The sequence below is a fragment of the Polaribacter staleyi genome, from assembly GCF_038024045.1.
GTDB classification, from domain to species: Bacteria; Bacteroidota; Bacteroidia; order Flavobacteriales; family Flavobacteriaceae; genus Polaribacter; species Polaribacter butkevichii.
In genome coordinates, this window is record NZ_CP150665.1 from 754,551 (window position 1) to 775,374 (window position 20,824).

Sequence of the window (20,824 nt, forward strand, 5' to 3'; positions counted from 1 at the left end):
TTTTAATGATAAATCTCAGTAAAAAAATAAATAAAGCCAAAAGGAAGTACAAAGTTATCTTTTTAAAACACAGAAAAAAACTAGATGTTCATCATAAATAAAGATTTATCAGTCTAACAATTATAAAATAGAACTTTCACTATTTATCAAAAAAATGTACCAATTTTTATGTAATTTTGATTCTTAAAGTCATTGTTACTTAAGTATAAAAAGAAATATTGAAGTCTTACATTAAAATGTATAGACTTCTTTTAATTAAAAAATGACAAACACCTAAAAATAAGTTATTTGCTACATTTTATAGACGTCATATTGCCCATTCCTATCCAGAAAACATTTACGTATTCTATTACTGAAGACGAGGCTAATTTTTTACAAAAAGGAATGCGTGTTGCTGTTTCTTTTGGAAAATCGAAGATGTATTCTGCATTGGTTTTAAACATTCATCAAACCAAACCAACGTTATATGAAGCTAAAGAAATTCATCAGATTTTAGATGAAGTTCCGTTGGTTAATGAATTGCAATTACAACATTGGCAATGGATTGCAAACTATTATATGTGTTCTTTAGGTGATGTATATAGGGCTGCGCTACCTTCTGCTTTTTTATTAGAAAGCGAAACTATTATCAATAAAAATGAAGCTTTTACAGAAGAGGATATTTTAGCAGATGATGAATTTTTAATTTTTGAGGCTTTGCAACATCAATCTCAATTAACCATTCATCAGGTTGCAGCCATTTTAGGAAAGAAAAAAGTAATGCCTATTGTTAATTCGTTGATAAAAAAAACGGCGATTACCATTAAAGAAGAAATTTACGAACAGTACAAACCTAAGTTGGTAAAATATGTTCGTTTACATTCTAATTATTCTTCGGATGATTCATTAGGAAACCTATTAGAAGAATTATCTAGAGCAAAAAAACAACGAGAAGCTGTTTTAGGCTTTTTTCAATTATCAGCTTCTAAAAAACCTATAAAAGTAAAAGAATTAGAAGAAAAAGCAAACGTATCATCTAGTATTATAAAATCTTTAGTTGACAAAAATATCTTTGAGTTTTACCATATTCAAACAGATAGAATTCAGTTTAAAGGAGATACAAACGATTTAAAAAAGCTAAATGAATTTCAAGAAAAAGCACTTTCTGAAATTAAAGAAACCTTTACAGAAAAAGACGTAACGCTTTTACACGGAATTACAAGTTCTGGTAAAACAGAGGTTTATACAAAGTTAATTCAAGAAATTTTAGACCAAGGAAAACAAGTTTTATTCTTGTTGCCAGAAATTGCATTAACCACACAAATAATAACGCGTTTACAGTTTTATTTTGGAGAACAAATTTCTGTTTTTCATTCTAAATACTCTATGAATGAACGTGTAGAAGTTTGGAACAATGTTTTAGAGAACAAACCTAAAGCACGCATTATTTTAGGTGCACGTTCATCTATCTTTTTACCTTTTTCTAACCTAGGTTTAATTGTTGTTGATGAAGAGCACGAAACGTCTTACAAACAGTTTGAACCATCACCAAGATACAATGCTAGAGATGCTGCTATTGTTTTAGCTAAAATTCACGCAGCTAAAATATTATTGGGTTCTGCTACTCCATCTTTAGAAAGCTACTTTAATGCGCAACAAAAAAAATACGGATTTGTTGCCTTAAATAGACGACACGGAAATGTGCAATTACCAAAAATTGAATTGATTAACGTTAAAGAGAAGCAACGAAAAAAAGAAATGAAAGGTCATTTTTCTGATCGTTTGCTAAAATTGATTCAAGAGGCTTTAGATTTAAAAGAGCAAGTAATTTTGTTTCAAAACAGACGTGGATTTTCGCCTGTTGTAGAGTGTAAAACTTGTGGTGTTTCTCCTCAGTGCCCAAATTGTGATGTGAGTTTAACCTATCATAAATTTAGAAACGAATTACGTTGTCATTATTGTAATTACCAACGTGCAATGCCTAATAGTTGTGGAGCTTGCGGAAGTAATACTTTAGATAATAAAGGTTTTGGTACAGAACAAATTGAATTAGAATTAACCCAACTTTTTCCTGATCATAAAATAGGAAGAATGGATTTAGATACCACTCGTGGTAAATATGGGTATCAAAAAATAATTGGTGCTTTTGAAGCCCGAGAAATAGATGTTTTAGTGGGTACGCAAATGCTTTCTAAAGGGTTAGATTTTGACAATGTTACTTTAGTGGGGATTTTAAATGCAGATTCTATGCTAAACTTTCCAGATTTTAGAGCGCATGAACGTGCCTACGATATGATGGTACAAGTTTCTGGTAGAGCTGGTAGAAGTAAAAAACAAGGAAATGTAGCCATACAAACCTACAATCCGTTTCATCAAATATTGCAACAAGTTTCTACAACCAATTATGCAGAAATGTATAAAGAACAATTGCAAGAACGTTGGCAATTTAAATATCCTCCTTACTACAGGTTGATAAAAATTACGTTAAAACATAAAGATTATAATAAAGTTGATACTGGTGTAAATTGGTTGTTTAAAGCCTTATATAGTTCTTTTGGAGAACATGTTTTAGGCCCAACTGCTCCGGCTGTTTCTAGAATTAGAAATCAATATATTAAAAATATTGTTATTAAAATTCCGCCAAAACAGAGTTTAGCAAGTACAAAAAAACAGCTAAAAAAGATAAAAGATACTTTTGAAGCTGTTAAAGATTTTAGACCCATCCGTTTTATAACAGATGTGGATGCGTATTAATTAGTTGGCAGTATTTTAGTTGGCAGTATTCAGTATCAGTTAACAGTACTAAGCTATCAGCGAACTTTCCTATGCAATTATAAACTATAGAGGTCAGTATTTAAATTCATATCTTAGAAGTCAATAAATATAGTAATTAAATGAATATTTTTAAGGGACAAAACCTTCTAGAGTTTGCTGACCGTTTTAAGACTGACCTAGATTGTAAGAAATATCTAGCAGATATTAAATGGAAAGATGGTTTTCAATGTGTAAAATGTAGCCATAAAAAAGCTCAGATAAGAAAAGATTTCTCACGTACTTGTAATATTTGTTCTCATCAAGAATCAGCAACATCAAACACACTTTTTCACAAAGTAAAATTTGGTATTAGAAAGGCATTTTTTATTGTTTTTGAAATGAGTACAAGCACTAAAAGTCTTTCAGCAAGCTATGTTTCAGTTCGTTTTAGTGTTACTGAAAAGACAGCTCGTTTATTTATGCTTAAAATTAGAGAAGCTATGGAAAGCAGTGGGAATAATCCCATGACAGGTACTGTTCATGTTGATGAATTTGTACTTGGCGGACGCGAAAAAGAGAAAGTTGGCAGAAGTTATAACGTAAAGAAAAAGAAGGCCATTACTGCTGTTGAGTTAACTGATGATGGAAAAGTAAAAAGAATGTATGCTATGAGAATCGAAGATTTTTCAGCAAGTTCGCTTCAATATATTTTTGTGAATCATATTAGCAGAGATGCTAAAGTGATAACCGATAAATGGAGAGGTTACAGACCAATTGCAAAAGTTTATGATATTACACAGATTGAAAGTAATAATGGTATGAATTTTAAAGCTCTTCACACTATGATTCATCAAGTAAAATCATGGATAAGAACAACGTATTCTTGGGTAAGTAATTCTAATATAAATAGATATTTTAATGAATTTTGTTTTAGAATTAACCGTTCACAAAGCAAAGCAACAATATTCAATAATCTTATAACTAAAATGGTCAAAAAAGAAAAAGTTAGCCACAAACAAATTATATGTAGCTAACTACTGACCTCTAATAAACTATTAATAAACGTTATAATATTTAGTATCTTCACTAGATATCGAGAGCGTCCCGCTCGTGAAGACAACCATACCATACTGTTTTTATTTTAAACCCCACTTGCTACGGTACGATCGTGACACTCTCCTCGCTATCGCGAGCGTCTCGATCGTGAAGACAACCATACCCATACTGTTTTCATTTTAAACCCCACTTGCTACGGTACGATCGTAACACTCTCCTCGCTATCGCGAGCGTCTCGCTCGTGAGGATAACCATACATTTTTATTTTAAAACTCACTTGCTACAGCACGAACATTACACTCATACTAGCCGTTATAAGTTACTATCACAGCGAAATTGGTAGCAGTTTTTAATATAAACTAATTGCCTACTGCAACTGTAAACTGAAAACTATAATTTTTTAATAATTTCTATATTGTTTGGTTTCTTCAAAAACGTGTTCTAGTATCTTTTGATCCATTTCATCAAAAACAATATCTCTACGTTTCATAACAACCTCAGCAACTTCAAAAACTTTATTAGTTTTGTATTCTGTAAATCCAGATGCGCCTCCCCAACTAAAAGAAGGTACAAAGTTTCTTGGAAAACCGCTTCCAAAAATATTAGCACTAACACCAACTACAGTTCCTGTATTAAACATGGTGTTTATTCCGCATTTAGAATGATCTCCCATCATTAAACCACAAAACTGTAAACCCGTTTTAGCAAAACGACCAGTTTGATAGTCCCATAATTTTACTTCTGCGTAATTATTTTTTAAATTAGAATTGTTGGTATCTGCACCTAAATTACACCATTCTCCTAAAACAGAATTCCCTAAATATCCATCATGTCCTTTACTAGAATAGCCAAATAAAACAGAATTACCTACTTCTCCTCCTACTTTACAATAAGGACCTAAAGTGGTTCCTCCATATATTTTTGCTCCCATTTTTAGTACTGCATGTTCTCCCATTGCAAAAGGACCTTTTACAGCACTGTTTTCTAAAATTACCGCATCTTTACCTATGTAAATAGGTCCTTCAGAAGCATTTAAGGTTGCAAAAGTAATTTCTGCGCCTTCTTCTATAAAAATATTTTCGGCATTAATACATCTTGTTCCTTCTGGTATTGGTTCCGATTCTCTTCCTTCTGTAATTAAATCGAAATCTTGTTGAATCGCTTCTGCGTTTAAAGAAAAAATATCCCAAGTGTTTTTTACTTGTAAAAGATCTTCTTCAAATTCTATTTGTGTGTATTCATCAAAATTTACTTCTTCTTGAGAATCTGATGTGTAAAAAGCAATAACATCTTCTCCTTTAAAAATAGCTTCATTTTTTGATAAATCTTTGATTTTATCAACCAAACTCTCCGTCGGACAAAAAGAAGCGTTTATCAAAATATTTTCTTCCATTTCTACCATCGGATATTTTTCTTCTAAATATTCCTCTGTAACAGTGGTTGTAGTTAAGCCTAAGTGTTTTTCCCATTTTTCTCTAATGGTTAAAATTCCTATTCTAATATCTGCAACGGGTCTTGTGTATGTAAATGGTAATAGCGCGTTTCTAACATCGCCATCAAATAGAATATAATTCATTTTTTCTTTTTTTAAAGTACTACAAATTTACTTTAAAATAGGCATACAAAAAACCAATTCTAATAATTTGCCTCAGGTTTTATCAATTTAAAAATAATTAATAATACTTCATTTATATTTTACTTGATAGTCATAATTTTAAGCTAAAAAAAATAAATAATACCTAATAAAAAACAATTTTTAATATCAAATCTTTAATAATAAGCAAAAAGTACTGTTTTTTATTTAATAGCGTAAATAAAATTATAATTTCGCATCTAAATTAATAGTATTATTTTACCAATTAAATTAAGTATATGACTAAAAAGTTTAAATTTATAGAAGAATCACAAGTAAAAATAATGGAGTTAATGAAACCCTCTAACTCTAATTTTAGTGGTAAAATTCATGGAGGTTATATTTTAAATTTGATGGATCAAATTGCATTTGCCTGTGCTTCTAAACATTCTGGAAATTACTGTGTAACTGCTTCTGTTAATAAAGTAGATTTTTTAAACCCTATAGAAGTTGGAGAGTTGGTAACCATGAAAGCTTCTATTAATTTTACAGGTAGAACTTCTATGGTTGTTGGGTTGCGTGTAGATTCTGAAAACATTAGAACCGGAAAAACAAAACATTGTAACTCTTCTTATTTTACAATGGTTGCAAAAGATGACGAGGGTAAAAGTACTCCTGTACCCGGAATTGTATTAACAACCAAAGACGAAGTTAGACGTTTTGCTAGAAGTATTACTAGACAAAATGAAGGAAGACACAGAACATCTCGCTTTAGCAGCAACGTTTTTGAAATAAACGATTATATCCATTTATTAGAAGAAAGCAATTCTAAAATTGACTTAAAATAGCAATTATCAAAATTTATAAAATTAAAAAAACCGAGTAAAATTAATTTACTCGGTTTTTTTATTAAAATATATTTCAATTTTTATAGTGTACTAACAACATTATAAAAATGATTTCTGTTACTCTACACCAATCTGATTAATCATAGTTGTTGATGGATTTCCTTGTTCTTTAATATCATAATAAATAAATACCGTTGCAACAGTTGTTACGGTGTACAAAATAAATTTTATGAAGTATGAAAAAACCATTAACGCAATATAAATAGGATCTTTAAAAATATTTAATACCTCTACAGCATCTTCATTTTTAAGACCAAACCCCATATTTATCAATTGATAAAAAGTGGCTGGCAAGTCTGCTAAAAAACCAATAAGCCCAATTATTAATTGAACAACAATTAATACTCCAAAAGTTTCCCACCAATGTCCTTTTATAAAGTTAAAAGAGTCGGTTATAGATTCTGTAACGCTTTTATTCTGAAAAATAAGAAAACAGATAGATACCGATAAAACAACCCCTAAATATATTGCTGGAAAAAAACAAAATAAAGCCCCAACAAATAAAATGATTCCATTTAAAAAAAATAAACCTACGTAGGCTCCAAATTTATCTTTAGCTAAAGTGTTTACTTGCTCTAAATTTACAACTCCTTTATTGTCTATATAAGATTTTATATAAGACAAAGCATTTACCGTAACCAAGGCATAAGCAACCAAATAAGTACCTATAAAAATAAATATCGGAATGATTAGTTCTGCAAAATTTAAATCAAATGCACTATCAAAATCGGTTGTTTGTGCCATCTCTCCAAAGACAGCTGTAGAAGACATTACATAATAAATTACTGCCCCTACAGCTATCAATATCGGAATAATTGCTGCTTTAAGAATGGTTCCAAAAAAAGATTTCCATTCTGTACTCAAAAATTTAAAAGTATCTGAGATGATAGATCCTAAGTCCCTTTTTTTCTTAAATTCAATAAAATTTTGATTTTGCATTCCTATCGGATGTTTAAATAGATTATAATACTAATTACCTTCTACTATAGTTAGGTGATTCTTTAGTAATTACAACATCATGAGGATGACTTTCGTTAATTCCGCTTGCGGTAATTCTTACAAATCGTCCTGTTTCTTTTAAGGTTTCTACATCTTTAGCACCACAATATCCCATACCTGCACGTAAACCTCCAATAAATTGGTGAATACTTTCTGCTAATTCTCCTTTATAAGGAACACGACCTACAATACCTTCTGGAACTAATTTTTTAATATCATCTTCTATATCTTGAAAGTATCTATCTTTAGAACCCTGTTTCATAGCTTCTACAGATCCCATACCTCTATAAGATTTAAATTTTCTTCCTTCGTAAATAATTGTTTCACCTGGAGATTCTTTTGTTCCGGCCAATAAAGAACCTAACATTACAGAATCTGCTCCAGCAGCAATTGCTTTAGGAATATCTCCTGTATAACGAATTCCACCGTCTGCAATAACAGGCACTCCACTACCTTTAATAGCTGCGGCAACTTCTAAAACTGCAGAAAATTGAGGAAAACCAACTCCGGCAACAATTCTTGTTGTACAAATAGAACCTGGACCAATACCAACTTTTACAGCATCTGCACCTGCTTCTACTAAATATTTAGCAGCTTCACCAGTTGCTATATTACCAACAACTACATCTAAGTTTGGAAACTTTGCTTTAACTTCTTTTAAAACCATTACCACACCTTTTGTATGACCATGAGCAGTATCTATAATTACAGCATCTACACCTGCATTTACTAACGCTTCTGCTCTATCCACAGCATCTCCAGTAACACCTAATGCAGCTGCAACTCTTAATCTACCAAAAGAATCTTTGTTTGCAATTGGCTTTTGAGTTACTTTGGTAATATCTCTAAACGTTATTAATCCTTTTAATTTGTAATCTTCATCAACAATTAAAAGTTTTTCTATTTTATAATTCTGAAGAATTTTTTCTGCATCTTCTAAAGAAGTTCCTACAGAAGCAGTTACTAGATTCTCGCTAGTCATTACCTCTACAATTGGTCTTTGTCCATTATGCTCAAAACGTAAATCTCTATTGGTAACAATACCTTTTAAAATACCATCGTTATCTATAATAGGAATTCCGCCAATACCATGTTCTTTCATATTTGCTTTCGCTTCAGAAACAACAGCCGTTAAAGGCAAAGTTACTGGATCTAAAATCATTCCGCTTTCTGCACGTTTTACTTTTCTAACTTCTTTAGCTTGTTGCTCAATAGTCATATTTTTATGTAAAACACCAATACCACCTTCTCTTGCAATAGCAATTGCCAAAGCAGATTCTGTAACGGTATCCATAGCAGCAGATGCAATTGGAACGTTGATTGTAATGTTTCTAGTAAATTTTGTTTGAATACTTACTTCTCTTGGAAGTACTTCGGAAAAGGCTGGGACTAAAAGAACGTCGTCGTATGTTAATCCTTCTCCTAAAATTTTGTTGTCGTGTGCTGTCATGTTGCAATTAAGATATAATTGCGTGCAAATTTACAAATAATATATGAACTATTAACTATATATATCCCTTGTTATGTTTTAATAACAATTTATTTACATTCAAAAACATATTCATTTCATTAAAAATCAGAAAACTACATTTTTATTCTAACTAAACTTCATAAAATTTAATTAGTTTTTATCGTAGATAACTATCACAAATCTAAAATAAAAATTAACAACAATTGTACCTCAATAACATTGAAACGAATTTACTTATACTATAATAGAAAAAATCAATAATAATTGCATTTATCACTCTAATAATAATCATATAAAATTAACTACAAAGAGTTTTAATCATCTTATAAAACAAGTCTTTTATTAAATAAAGGCAACCTAAAAGATTAAAGTTCAAATATTTAATAATTAATCTAATATTTAAAAACATCTTCATAAAAAAACATACTTTTGGATTATTTTGATTGTTATTTAAAAGAAAAAAATTAAAAACTTATTAACATTTTGTTTTATTTAACTTTTTAAGTTCGTAACAAGCCTTTTCAACACCTAATTTATAAGTGATAAATATTAACTTTTTATAAAAAATATAATGTTCATAATTGAAATCCTTATAACAGGATATTTTCTACATTTTAGGGTAAGTTTGGGCTTAATTTTAACTTCTTATAATGAAAAAATTTATCCTCATTTTTGCTTTTTTTACGGTTGTCACTTTCAGTGCTCAAAATTTTCAAAGTCATTATGATTTAGATCGCGAATATGTTACTTTAACTTTTGAAATGTTTAAGCCTGATAACTACGGAAATACTTACACTTTTACAGATTTTGACTTTAATGCCGATAATGGAATTAGTCAAGCATATTTTGAAATTGCACGTGTTTTAAAAACTAAAAAAATGCCAGTTGGTTTACACATCGAATACAATGGTGGGTTATTTAATGCTGATTTTGATAAGGATAAAAATATAGAAGGATATACTATAAATAACGCTTGGATTTTTGGAGCTAATTATGGTAAATCAAATGCTGTTTGGGGATTTTCAACCTACGCTGGCTACAAAGCTTTTAAAGGTACTAGCAAAGGAAACTTCCAAGCAACAGGAACTTGGTATTGGAATATTATTGCTAACAAATTAACTTTTTCTGGTTTTGCAGATCTATGGTCTGAAAATGGATTAAGTGAGAAAACTATATTCTTATCGGAACCCCAATTATGGTATCATTTAAATAAATCTTTTTCTGTAGGTGGTGAACTTGAACTATCTAATAATTTTGCAGGTGCTACTGCATTTAAAAGTAGACCTACTTTAGCCATTAAATGGAATCTTTAATTACAAAACATAAAAAGAATGTTTGATAAATATTTTAAAATTACCGAAAATAAATCAACCTTAAGAACCGAGATTATTGCGGGTATCACTACGTTTATGACAATGGTGTATATTTTAGCTGTAAATCCAAGTATTTTAAGTGCAGCAGGAATGGATAAAGATGCTGTTTTTACCGCAACTGCATTGTCTGCTATAATTGCAACATTAGTAATGGCTTTAGTGGCTAAATTGCCTTTTGCATTGGCACCAGGAATGGGGCTGAACGCATTTTTTGCATTCACTGTAGTTTTGGGAATGGGATATACTTGGGAATTTGCTTTAACAGCAGTATTCTTAGAAGGAATTGTATTCTTATTATTAACAGCGTTTAATATTCGTGAACTTATAGTAAATTCCATTCCATTAAATTTAAAACACGCAGTATCTGTAGGGATTGGTTTATTTATTGCTTTTATTGGTTTAAAAGGAACTGGTGTAGTTGTTGATAATTCTGCAACATTAGTTACTTTAGGTAATATGAAAAACCCAACAGTTTGGGTTGGATTAGCAGGTGTTCTAATTATTGGTGTTTTATTAGTCAAAAAAGTTAAAGGAGCAATTTTAATCGGAATTTTATCTTCTACAATTATCGGTTTATTTGTTGGAGTTACTGTTATTCCAGAAGCTTTTACATTCGTTAGCTTACCTCCATCAATAGAACCTATCTTTTTTAAGTTTGATTTTTCTCAAGTATTTACAATAGATATGTTAATTGTATTATTTACATTCTTATTTGTTGATATGTTTGATACCGTTGGAACCTTAGTAGGTGTATCATCAAAATCTGGAATGTTAGATGAACAAGGTAGAGTACCAAGAGTAAAGCAAGCGTTATTTGCTGATTCTATAGGTACATTTTTAGGTGCAATTTTAGGAACTTCTACCGTAACAACGTATGTTGAAAGTGCTGCAGGTGTTGCTGAAGGTGGAAAAACAGGTATGACAGCTTTAACGGTTGCAATTATGTTTGCGCTTTCATTATTTTTTGCTCCGGTGTTTATGATTATTCCTGCTGCTGCAACGGCTCCAGCTTTAATAATTGTTGGTTTAATGATGATAACTCCAATTACAAAAATTGATTTGGACGATTTTACGGAAGCGATTCCTGCATTTTTCACTATTATTATGATGCCTTTAACGTATAGTATTGCAGAAGGAATTGTATTTGGTATGTTATCTTTTGTACTGTTAAAATTATTTACAGGAAGAGCTAAAGAAATAAAACCTATAATGTATATAATTTCAGTTTTATTTATAATTAAGTTTATGATGTAATTCTAAACATTTTATATAAAAAAAGCCTTTTTGAAAATTCAAAAAGGCTTTTTTTATATAAATTAAATTGTATTTATTCTTCGTGACTTCCTTTTATTGGTGTTGATTTGTTTGGTAAAATTAAGTTTAACAATACGCCAACAATTGATGCTAATCCAATTCCTGCTAATGAAAAATTACCATAAGAAATTTCAGCTCCTCCAATACCAATGGTTAAAATAATAGAAACAATCACTTGATTTCTAGTTTTCCCAAAATCTGTTTTGGCATCTACCAATGTTTTAATTCCAATACTGGCAATCATACCAAATAAAAGTAGCATAATCCCTCCTAAAACAGCTTGTGGTATTGTTTTTAATATTGCGCTTATCTTTCCTACTAATGAAAAAATGATTGCTGTTACAGCTGCAATTCGTAACACCCTAGGATCTACAATTTTAGTTAAAGCAACAGCTCCAGTAACTTCGGAATAAGTGGTGTTTGGAGGTCCTCCTAAAAAACCTGCAAAAGCGGTAGCAACACCATCACCTAATAATGTTCTATGTAATCCAGGGTCTTTTACAAATTTTTTGTTTGCTACTCCACCAATAGCATACATATCTCCAATATGTTCAATAATTGGAGCTACAGCAACAGGAATCATATAAATAATGGCTGCCCAATTAAATTCGGGTCTTGTAAATTTTGGTAGTACAAACCAAGCTGCTTCATTAACGGATGTAAAATCGACCAATCCAGAAATTATAGAAATAAGGTACCCAACAACAATTCCAATAAAAATAGGAATTAATTTTACAAGTCCTTTTGAATAGACAACAATAACAATAGCTGTAATTAAAACGGAAAGTGCAATAAGCCAGTTTGTTTTAGCCATATTAACTCCAACAGGAGCTAATGATAATCCAATAATCATAATTACCGGTCCAACAACAATGGAAGGAAATATTTTTTCAATAACTCGTAGGCCCCAAAGTTTGATTATTCCCGAGACAATTCCGTATACAAAACCAACAGCTATTAAACCTCCTAAAGTTCCTGCATAACCATATAATTTAGTAGCAGCTATTATAGGAGCAATAAAAGCAAAACTACTTCCTAAAAATACTGGGACTTTTCCTTTTGTAATTAAATGAAAAATTAGTGTTCCAACACCTGCTGTAAATAAGGCAACAGAAGGGTCAATATCTATTAAAAGTGGTACTAATACAGTTGCTCCAAAGGCAACAAATAAAAATTGAATTCCAACAAGAGTTCTCTTAATGGGGTTGTCTAGATTAATAATTTGTTCTTCTTCTGTATTTTGCATTATGAACGTTTTAAATAATTTTTAAAAGTAATCATAATAATCAAATTAAAGAAATGGAGTTTATAAGATCAGAACTGGTTTGAGTAAGTAATATTCCTAGATAAAGTGGAACTTTAATAAGCATCACTGAATAAGAGGACTCTTAAGAAGAATAAAATTGTATTATGAATAAAAAGACTATTATTTATGATTAAAGTTTATCTTTAATTATCACAAATAATAAATGACTTACTAAGAATTTGTTGAAATAAATAAAATGATATTTTATCTGAGTAGCATTAAAACTTAATTAGTTTTCTTTAAAGCTTGTTTTAAAATAATAAAGATTGAAGCTGTATAAGTTGCTGTCATAAAAAAACCAGATACCATAATTACATACTTCATAAAGTGTAAATCTTTCCACAATAAGTATATTCCACCAAATGTAAGAACGAGAGAAAAGAAAGGTTCTATCATTAAAAATAGTTTCAATTTTTGAGGAATATCTGTTGTAGCTAAAAGGAATGAAACCATAAAGAAGATTACAGACAGTGATAAAATATGACTATGAACTGTTGTCATAATTTCACCTTCCGATTTCTTAAATAACATTTTAGTAGCATTCTCATCCTCTTCGTTTCCTAAATAACGTTGCTCAATACCAGTAGGATTGGCATTTGTAGTAGACTTTACAAACGAAATTCCGCTATAAAAGCCAATACTTAAAGTGCAAATAAAAGCAACTATAAGTAACTTTATTTCTTTTGGAAATTGGTAAATAAGTCCTTTTAAAACCATTATAATATTTTATTATCATGTAAAATATCCAAATCTAATAAAAATAAATTTACTGCTTTGGTCATAGAAAGTGCAGAAATTGTGGCCCCTGAAATTGGAATAATATCTTTTTCGTATTGTAATTTATCTGAAAAAGTTTTCCCTATAAATTGTTTTAACCAACGTTTACTTCCTATTTCTCCTCCATAATCTTCTCTATACACCAACACTTTGGTTTTGGCAATAATCAGATTTTTGTCTAATAAAATAAGATAATCAAATTGGTCTGTTTTACTTGCTGCAGTATCTACAAACGCATAACCCACTAACTGCGAGTCGCTTTCTATTTTAAAAAGATGATCACCTCCTATTTTTTTTGGTAATAGTGCATTAATCGAATCATCAATTTTTATCAACTTCAATTCAAAATTAGTTATTTCAAAAACGCTCTTTACTTCCTTATTCACTTTTTTTAAAAGGTTGTTAGGTAAAGTAAAAGAAACCAATAGAAAGCTTACACTAATTATTGATATCGAAAAAAATCTTTTTAAAATCATGCTGCAAAAATAATTAGAATTAATCTAAATAAAAAGAAAAGCCAATTCAAATTAAAAATTTAAACTGACTTAACTACATTTAATAAAAAATATTTATTAGAACCAAACCCCTATTCCAAAGTTTAATTGGTTTACAGAAGCACTACCCGCTACTGCATTATTTTTAAATTGATAGTCTCCTTTAACAACTGCACCAGGAGCAATTTTATAGCTTAACCCTAGCGTCCATTCTTGTCTATCATAACTTAGGTCTTTTACCAAATTACCTGCTACTGAGGCATGCGTATTAAAATCTTCATATCTAACAAAACCAAATAATTGTTGTCTTTTATTTTGTGGTAATAAATTATAAGCCGCTTCTAAATAATATCCTTGCAATGCACTTCCTAAATTAGCACCTGTAGCAGTATTATATGCTTCTGTATCAGATAAACTTCCATGAATAAACTGACCTCTTGCAGTAAAACGTTGGTATGCATAACGTGCATCTAAACCAATCATAGCAAGACCTACATCTGCTCCATCAATATCTTCTACATCTGCAGGAGATTGAGTTCTACCAAAATAACCAGACAATCCTAAACGTAAACCAGGTAAGCCATAATAATCCAATTTTCCTGAGAAATTAACATTGTTCATGGTAGATTTTGCACCTTTTTGTCTTCCTCCTCTTAAACCATTGCTTCCACCAATTTTTCCGCCAGTAATGTTTCCATTTCCATCAGAAGTTGTAGAAGAAAAGCCATTAAAAATATAGGCTTGGTAACGCAGTGAAGCTTCGTTATATCTACCAGAAACTCCTAAACCTAATTCTCTCCAAGTGGTTGGTATTATAGCACCATCTATACTTGGTCTTTCTACACCATTAAAAGTTGTTGGTTCATGATATTCATTAATAATTCCCATTGGCACTAACATTAAACCTGCTCTTAGGTTTACATTATCACTAACTGAGTATTGTAAAAAGGCTTGCTCTACATACACTTCATTAACGTGTTCGAACTCTACCTCTGTAATAAATTGTGTTCTATCATCAAATTTATAACCAAATAATAAAACCAAACGTTGTACGTCTAATTCTGCATTATTATTCTCTTTTCTATTGTAAGTCAATTCTCCATAACCTCCTACAGTAACACCTTTTGTGTTAATATTACCATTTAAAATACGTTGTGCTGTATTTACCTGATTATTAGGATTATTAATTGAATCTTTTTGTGTGTTTTGTGCCGAAAAACTAAAAGTGGTAGCTACAGCAATAGCAAAAGTTAAAAATACTTTCATTTTATTTAGATTAATTACAAATAATTTTCCGCAAATATAAAATTGATTTTTACATTGACAAACATTATTTAGATTTAATTAAAATAAAACAACAATTAACTCATCAATAAGAAACTAGATGGTTTTTAAATAAGAAATAACAGCTTTTCTAATATCAAAATTTAGTTCCTCTGATTTAGGTGAATAAATAGATAACACTTCTTTGTTTTCTTCGGATAAAAAAGGAATATCAAACCCTTTTAATAAATAGTCAGAAAAGGCAACCGTATAGGTTTTATTAATGTCTAACTCTTGGTTTTTAATCATCCAATTCTCTCCTACTTTTTCGGCATTATAGCGTTGTAAATAAGCGCCAGTTCCTGCAGCTAGAACTCCATAATCTAACACTCTTTTTAATAAACGACCTTTAATTTTCACTTTTAAAATTGCACCTCCGTACGGTAACACTCTAAAAATATCAACCGCAGTAATATGACCGCTTAATTGATCATCTATTCTTATAGAACCGCCATTAACCAACGCACAATCTACCTCATCATTAAAACCAAAAGACATTGCCTTGGTAATAAGTTGCCCTAAATTTGTTTGTGTACTTCTAATTGGCGTATCTCTACCGTCTAAAGGTATTTTTGCTTCAAAAATAACTTCTGCAGGGTTTGTAATAACTTCTTTAATTTTTGATGTTAAAATAGTTTGCCATTTGCTAACGATCTTAGCTACTTTTTCATCTGATTTTATCGTTGCATTAATTTCTTTTAATTCTGATTTTACAGTCGTTTGCTTTGTTTTCTTATCATAAGAAACTCTATGTACATATACTGTTTTTGCATTGGCATCTGCTTTAGCAATACGTACGTTTCCAATAGTATCATAAGAATTGGTATGCTCATGACCGCCCATTATTAACGGCAAATCTGGTATTAACTCTGCTATTCTTTTATCATTATTTATTTTAACATGGGTTAAACCAAAAACAACGTCTACAGCATCTTTTATTGCCGCATAAGAACTTCTTGCTTTTACAAACATATTACCATATTCTACAAACTCTTTTGGGTTAGACGGAATACAAACACTTATAAAACCTACTTTTATTTTTGTTCCATCAGCATCAGAAAATTCTTTGATAAATGTCTCTCCTACATGTTCTTTATGACCATTTACTTCTTTGTAAAAAGGAATTGCTGCTTCTTTTGTTTTTTGTTTTACGTTGGCAGAAATCCAAGGAAAATTACTTTCATTTAATCTTTTCTGAAGGTCTTGTTGAGAAACATCAAACTCATGATTACCAAACGCTACCAAATCGAAATTCATAGCATTCATTACTTCTACCATTTGTCTTCCTCGTACTCTTTCTCCTGCTACTTTTATGGTTCCTAATAAAGACGGATTTAAAAAATCTCCCGCCATAAAAAGCATCGTATTTGGGTTTTCTTGCAGTAATTCTTTGTGTACGGTTTCTACTCTTGCCATTCCGCCATACTCTCCTCCTTGTATCGGTGCAATCTCATACACATCATTTAACTGTAAAAATGTAAAGTCTATTTTCTGATCATCTTTAGAACAAGATGCTAAAAATAAGATTGATAAAAAGTATAGAATTAATTTTGTGAATTTCATTTTAATTCAATTATAATTTAGTAAAAATAACCTTTCAACTGCGCTCAAGGTAACATTTTACAATTTGACAAAACATTGAGACTTTATTTTAACTTTGTTATTTTAAGATAAAATCTAGTACTTCTAAATAAATGTCTCTAAGGCCTTATTGTAAGCACTTTCAAAACTCATTGGTTTTATATTGGTATCTGCTTTTTGAGCAGTAAAATAACTCAATAATTTTTCTGTTGGCATATTACCCGTTAATTCGTCTTTTGCCATTGGGCAACCTCCGTAACCTTTAATTGCCCCATCAAAACGCAAACAACCAGCTTTGTATGCTGCATCTACTTTTTCATGCCATTTATCTGGATTGGTATGTAAATGGGCTCCAAATTCTATAGTTGGGTATGCTGAAATTAAATTTTTAAATAAATAATCTATAACTTCTGGGGTAGAACTACCTACAGTATCTGAAAGCGACAATGTTTTTACGCCCATTTTAGAAAGTTTCTCTGTCCACTCACCTACTATTTCCACATTCCAAGGATCTCCATATGGGTTTCCAAACCCCATCGATAAATACGCAACTACTTCTTTATTGGTTATATCGGCAATATTTAAAATTGCATCTAATGTTTCTAGAGATTCTTGTATCGTTTTGTGTGTATTACGCATTTGAAAGTTTTCTGATATTGAAAAAGGATATCCTAAATAATCAATTTCTTCAAACTGAGAAGCATCATTTGCGCCTCTAATATTGGCTATAATGGCTAACAATTTACTTTGCGTTCTAGACAAATCTAATTTTGATAAAACAGCTGCAGTATCTCGCATTTGCGGAATTGCTTTTGGTGAAACAAAACTGCCAAAATCAATAGTATCAAAACCCACTTTTAATAAGGAGTTTATATACAATGCTTTTTTCTCTGTAGAAATAAAATGAGATTTTATTCCTTGCATTGCGTCACGAGGACATTCTATGATTTTTACTTTTTTCATCAGAATCAAAGATAGAGATTCTAATGAACTGGCAAAATATTTTTTATTGAATATTGTCTCCTTTTTGGTACTTTCGTTTTCTTCTATGAGCAAATCAAAATACATTCTTCCAATAATCATTATTTCTCAGTTTTGTTGCACCTCTTTATGGTTTGCAAGCAACGGAGTAATGACTGATATAGTTACAAGTTTTAATTTAAGTGATATTGCATTAGGCTATTTAACTTCTGCAGTACAATTTGGCTTTATTATGGGTACTTTGGTATTTGCCTTATTTACCGTCGCAGACCGTTTTTCGCCATCTAAAGTGTTTTTTTTCTGTGCTATTTTAGGAGCTTTTTTCAATTTGAGACTTATTTTTGAAAATCAAACTTTTCTTACTTTAATAGGTATGCGTTTTTTAACAGGTTTTTTCTTGGCAGGAATTTACCCCGTTGGGATGAAAATTGCCACAGATTATTATCAAAAAGGATTGGGTAAATCTTTAGGATTTTTAGTGGTTGCCTTGGTTTTAGGTACTGCTTTACCTCATTTATTAAAAGATTTAATGCACGACTATTCTTGGAAAACAATTATAATTTCTATCTCTACTTTAGCCGCTTTTGGCGGATTACTAATGTTGCTTTTTGTACCTAATGGTCCCTATAGAACTGCTGGAAAAAAACTAGATATTACCATTTGTTTTTCAATATTTAAAAATATAAATTTTAGAAAAGCTGCTTTTGGTTATTTCGGTCACATGTGGGAGTTATATACCTTTTGGACCTTTGTACCTATTCTCTTAAAAGTCTATGCCAATTTACATGCTGATACGCATTTTAATATTCCTTTATTATCGTTTTTTATTATTGCAATAGGCAGTTTATCTTGTGTAATAGCAGGTTATTTATCTGAAAAATATGGACCTAAAAACATTGCTTACTTGGCTTTGTTTTTCTCTTGTGCTTGTTGTCTTGTTGCTCCGTTGATGTTTCAGCTAACAAATGAAAATCTATTTGTAGGATTTTTACTTTTTTGGGGAATGGTTGTTATTGCAGATTCGCCATTATTCTCTACGCTAGTGGCTCAAAATGTAGAGGCAAAAAACAAAGGAACAGCACTAACCATAGTAAACTGTATTGGTTTTTCAATTACTATTGTTAGTATTCAATTGATAAGCAGCTATACAGAAACTTCGGATTCTAACCTTATTTATCTGCTATTAGCAATTGGGCCTATTTTAGGTTTACTTACTTTTTCGAGAAAAAAAGTTGTTTTGTAATATTTACATGAGGTTTGTCTTTTAGAACAAAGAAATAAATCACATAAGGCTGATCAACTTGCTGTTATCACTGTTATGAGATTTCTCCTAACGTCGAAATGACAAGTAATACTTTAGGCTTTTATCAATACTCAAAGTGGTACAACTTCTAATGAGGGTAATCGTAAAATGTCTTGCTCAAAAGTATTAAAAATAAAAAACCAACATGTAGTTTTATCTTTTCAATCAAAAAGAAAAATCACACAAAGCTGACACATTTAATGTGATCATCCTTGTGTGATTTCTCCTAAAGTCGAAATAACAAATAATATTCTAAACCTTAGTCAGGACCCAAAGTTGCACTTCCTCTAAAGCGGTTACTTTTTTATTTCTTTTAGATTTATCAACCGGAGGTTTAATCGTTTTCTTTAAACACTTTTCTAGTTTAAAACGAATTCCTTTTGCCAATTCTTTTTCTATCGGATTCTCTTTTGTAAGATTTTTAATTTCTGCTGCATTCGAAAATAAAACAACTAACTTTCCTCCTTCAGCCAATTTATTACTTGCATCAGCAAAAAATTTAGGAAACAAGTTTTTGTTATAATAAACAGCTTCGTCTATATTTTCTTCATTAGAAATTGCTGGCAACCATGGCGGATTAAAAACAATTAATTCGGTTTCTTTTTCTATGGTTGCAAATAGGTTTCCGTAATTTAATTCAATTTTACGAGACAACTTAGTGTCTCCCATAAATTCTTTTAAACCTAAAATAGCATTCGGGTTTGTATCTGTACCAAAAACTTTCTGAAAACCATGTTGTACCATCTGAAAAGACAATACTCCACTACCAATACCAACATCTATGGCAGATTTCTTAGGTCCTTCGTAACGTTTTAACCAATTATCAAACAAGGTTAAATGATCGAAACGAGTAGGAAAATATACACCGTAATAAGGATGTACTTTGTTTCTTAAAACAGGTACTTTAACACCTTTGTTATATTTTTGCCACGCACTATTTAGTCTTTGTACTTCTGGAAACGTTAATAAAAAATCATTTTTACCAGTATACAATGTATGCAACCAACCAATTTTAGGAGCCTTATCTACCGCTACTTCTTGATTGGTGATTTTTAATAAAATTAAATTAGAAAGTCTATGATACTCTGCTCTAAAAGCATGTTGTTCTTTTAAGGTTTTATTAGGCAATCGAATTTTTAAATGTTTCTGTAACTCTTTTAAAAGTAACATTCCGTTGCTATAAAATTCAGTAATTAAAACCGATTTACCATCTCTCATCGCATACAAGGTTTCTCTTACATCTGTATGGCTATCAAATTTTAATAGCTCTTCACCTGGGCGAATTGGTGTTGGTTTGTTTATTTTTAATTTGGCACTCATCCGTTTTATTATGTATTAAATAGAATTGCAGACAAATGGTATTTGCAAAACCGTGTTTTAAGAATAGAATTAAAAAAATTTAGTAACCATCTATATTTAATTGGCTACAAAATTATATTTGACAAAGATACTTTTTAAAACCTAGTATACATGCCAATTACAGAAATAGCACAGATTAATACTTATACTTTTTAAATCTCTCAAATTATCAGTATTTCAAATCATTTTTTATGGAATCAATAAAAATAATAAAAGAAGTTTTTTCAGATAGAAATAATGAGTTTTTTATTCAGATATTTGTGTACAGAATAC

At 30.5% G+C, this 20,824-nt stretch carries 16 protein-coding genes; 6 read left to right on the forward strand and 10 right to left on the reverse strand.

What is annotated here, in order from left to right:
• Positions 1-288: 288 nt before the first annotated feature.
• Positions 289-2,733: a replication restart helicase PriA gene (gene priA / locus WHD07_RS03090; protein WP_343330010.1), complete on the forward strand. Its 2,445-nt coding sequence runs from the start codon at positions 289-291 to the stop codon at positions 2,731-2,733.
• Between the two features lie 140 nt (positions 2,734-2,873).
• On the forward strand, positions 2,874-3,767 hold the full coding sequence (locus WHD07_RS03095; RefSeq protein WP_343328482.1) for an IS1595 family transposase: 894 nt from the start codon (positions 2,874-2,876) through the stop codon (positions 3,765-3,767).
• A 422-nt stretch (positions 3,768-4,189) separates the two neighbouring features.
• Here WHD07_RS03095 and WHD07_RS03100 read toward each other — a convergent pair whose 3' ends face one another.
• Positions 4,190-5,365, reverse strand: a complete 1,176-nt coding sequence (locus WHD07_RS03100; protein WP_343330011.1) for a GlmU family protein — start codon at positions 5,363-5,365, stop codon at positions 4,190-4,192.
• A gap of 296 nt (positions 5,366-5,661) precedes the next feature.
• On the opposite strand from WHD07_RS03100, the gene WHD07_RS03105 reads away from it, so the two are divergent.
• Entirely contained in the window at positions 5,662-6,210 is a 549-nt protein-coding gene (locus tag WHD07_RS03105) for an acyl-CoA thioesterase (protein ID WP_105048877.1), read from the forward strand.
• A 117-nt stretch (positions 6,211-6,327) separates the two neighbouring features.
• Here the strand turns inward: WHD07_RS03105 and WHD07_RS03110 are convergent, their stop codons facing one another.
• Together WHD07_RS03110 and guaB are read right to left on the reverse strand one after the other, a co-directional pair.
• A complete protein-coding gene (locus WHD07_RS03110; RefSeq protein ID WP_343330012.1) occupies positions 6,328-7,209 on the reverse strand; it encodes a hypothetical protein in 882 nt (293 codons plus the stop codon).
• A gap of 34 nt (positions 7,210-7,243) precedes the next feature.
• Complete coding sequence (guaB, locus tag WHD07_RS03115; protein WP_343330013.1) at positions 7,244-8,719, reverse strand: IMP dehydrogenase; 1,476 nt, start codon at positions 8,717-8,719, stop codon at positions 7,244-7,246.
• A 671-nt stretch (positions 8,720-9,390) separates the two neighbouring features.
• On the opposite strand from guaB, the gene WHD07_RS03120 reads away from it, so the two are divergent.
• Entirely contained in the window at positions 9,391-10,053 is a 663-nt protein-coding gene (locus WHD07_RS03120) for a DUF5020 family protein (RefSeq protein ID WP_343330014.1), read from the forward strand.
• Positions 10,054-10,071: 18 nt separating this feature from the next.
• A complete protein-coding gene (locus WHD07_RS03125) occupies positions 10,072-11,367 on the forward strand; it encodes an NCS2 family permease (RefSeq protein ID WP_343330015.1) in 1,296 nt (431 codons plus the stop codon).
• Positions 11,368-11,440: 73 nt separating this feature from the next.
• Here WHD07_RS03125 and WHD07_RS03130 read toward each other — a convergent pair whose 3' ends face one another.
• From WHD07_RS03130 to WHD07_RS03155, 6 genes are all read right to left on the reverse strand, one after another.
• Positions 11,441-12,673: a uracil-xanthine permease family protein gene (locus tag WHD07_RS03130; protein ID WP_343330016.1), complete on the reverse strand. Its 1,233-nt coding sequence runs from the start codon at positions 12,671-12,673 to the stop codon at positions 11,441-11,443.
• Positions 12,674-12,958: 285 nt separating this feature from the next.
• Positions 12,959-13,450, reverse strand: a complete 492-nt coding sequence (locus tag WHD07_RS03135; RefSeq protein ID WP_343330017.1) for a hypothetical protein — start codon at positions 13,448-13,450, stop codon at positions 12,959-12,961.
• The gene (locus tag WHD07_RS03140) at positions 13,450-13,896 is read right to left on the reverse strand and encodes an FMN-binding protein (RefSeq protein WP_343330018.1); all 447 of its coding nucleotides are present in this window, start codon (positions 13,894-13,896) and stop codon (positions 13,450-13,452) included. Before WHD07_RS03140 ends, WHD07_RS03135 begins: the two co-directional genes overlap by 1 nt.
• 186 nt (positions 13,897-14,082) lie before the next feature.
• Positions 14,083-15,270 (reverse strand): porin, encoded by a 1,188-nt coding sequence (locus WHD07_RS03145; RefSeq protein WP_105048882.1) that lies wholly within the window; start codon positions 15,268-15,270, stop codon positions 14,083-14,085.
• 114 nt (positions 15,271-15,384) lie between these two features.
• Entirely contained in the window at positions 15,385-16,890 is a 1,506-nt protein-coding gene (locus WHD07_RS03150) for a bifunctional metallophosphatase/5'-nucleotidase (protein WP_343330019.1), read from the reverse strand.
• Positions 16,891-17,013: 123 nt separating this feature from the next.
• The gene (locus tag WHD07_RS03155; RefSeq protein WP_343330020.1) at positions 17,014-17,871 is read right to left on the reverse strand and encodes a hydroxymethylglutaryl-CoA lyase; all 858 of its coding nucleotides are present in this window, start codon (positions 17,869-17,871) and stop codon (positions 17,014-17,016) included.
• 85 nt (positions 17,872-17,956) lie between these two features.
• On the opposite strand from WHD07_RS03155, the gene WHD07_RS03160 reads away from it, so the two are divergent.
• Positions 17,957-19,132, forward strand: a complete 1,176-nt coding sequence (locus WHD07_RS03160) for an MFS transporter (RefSeq protein ID WP_343330021.1) — start codon at positions 17,957-17,959, stop codon at positions 19,130-19,132.
• 312 nt (positions 19,133-19,444) lie between these two features.
• Here the strand turns inward: WHD07_RS03160 and WHD07_RS03165 are convergent, their stop codons facing one another.
• Positions 19,445-20,512, reverse strand: a complete 1,068-nt coding sequence (locus tag WHD07_RS03165) for a methyltransferase (protein ID WP_343330022.1) — start codon at positions 20,510-20,512, stop codon at positions 19,445-19,447.
• Between the last annotated feature and the right edge of the window lie 312 nt (positions 20,513-20,824).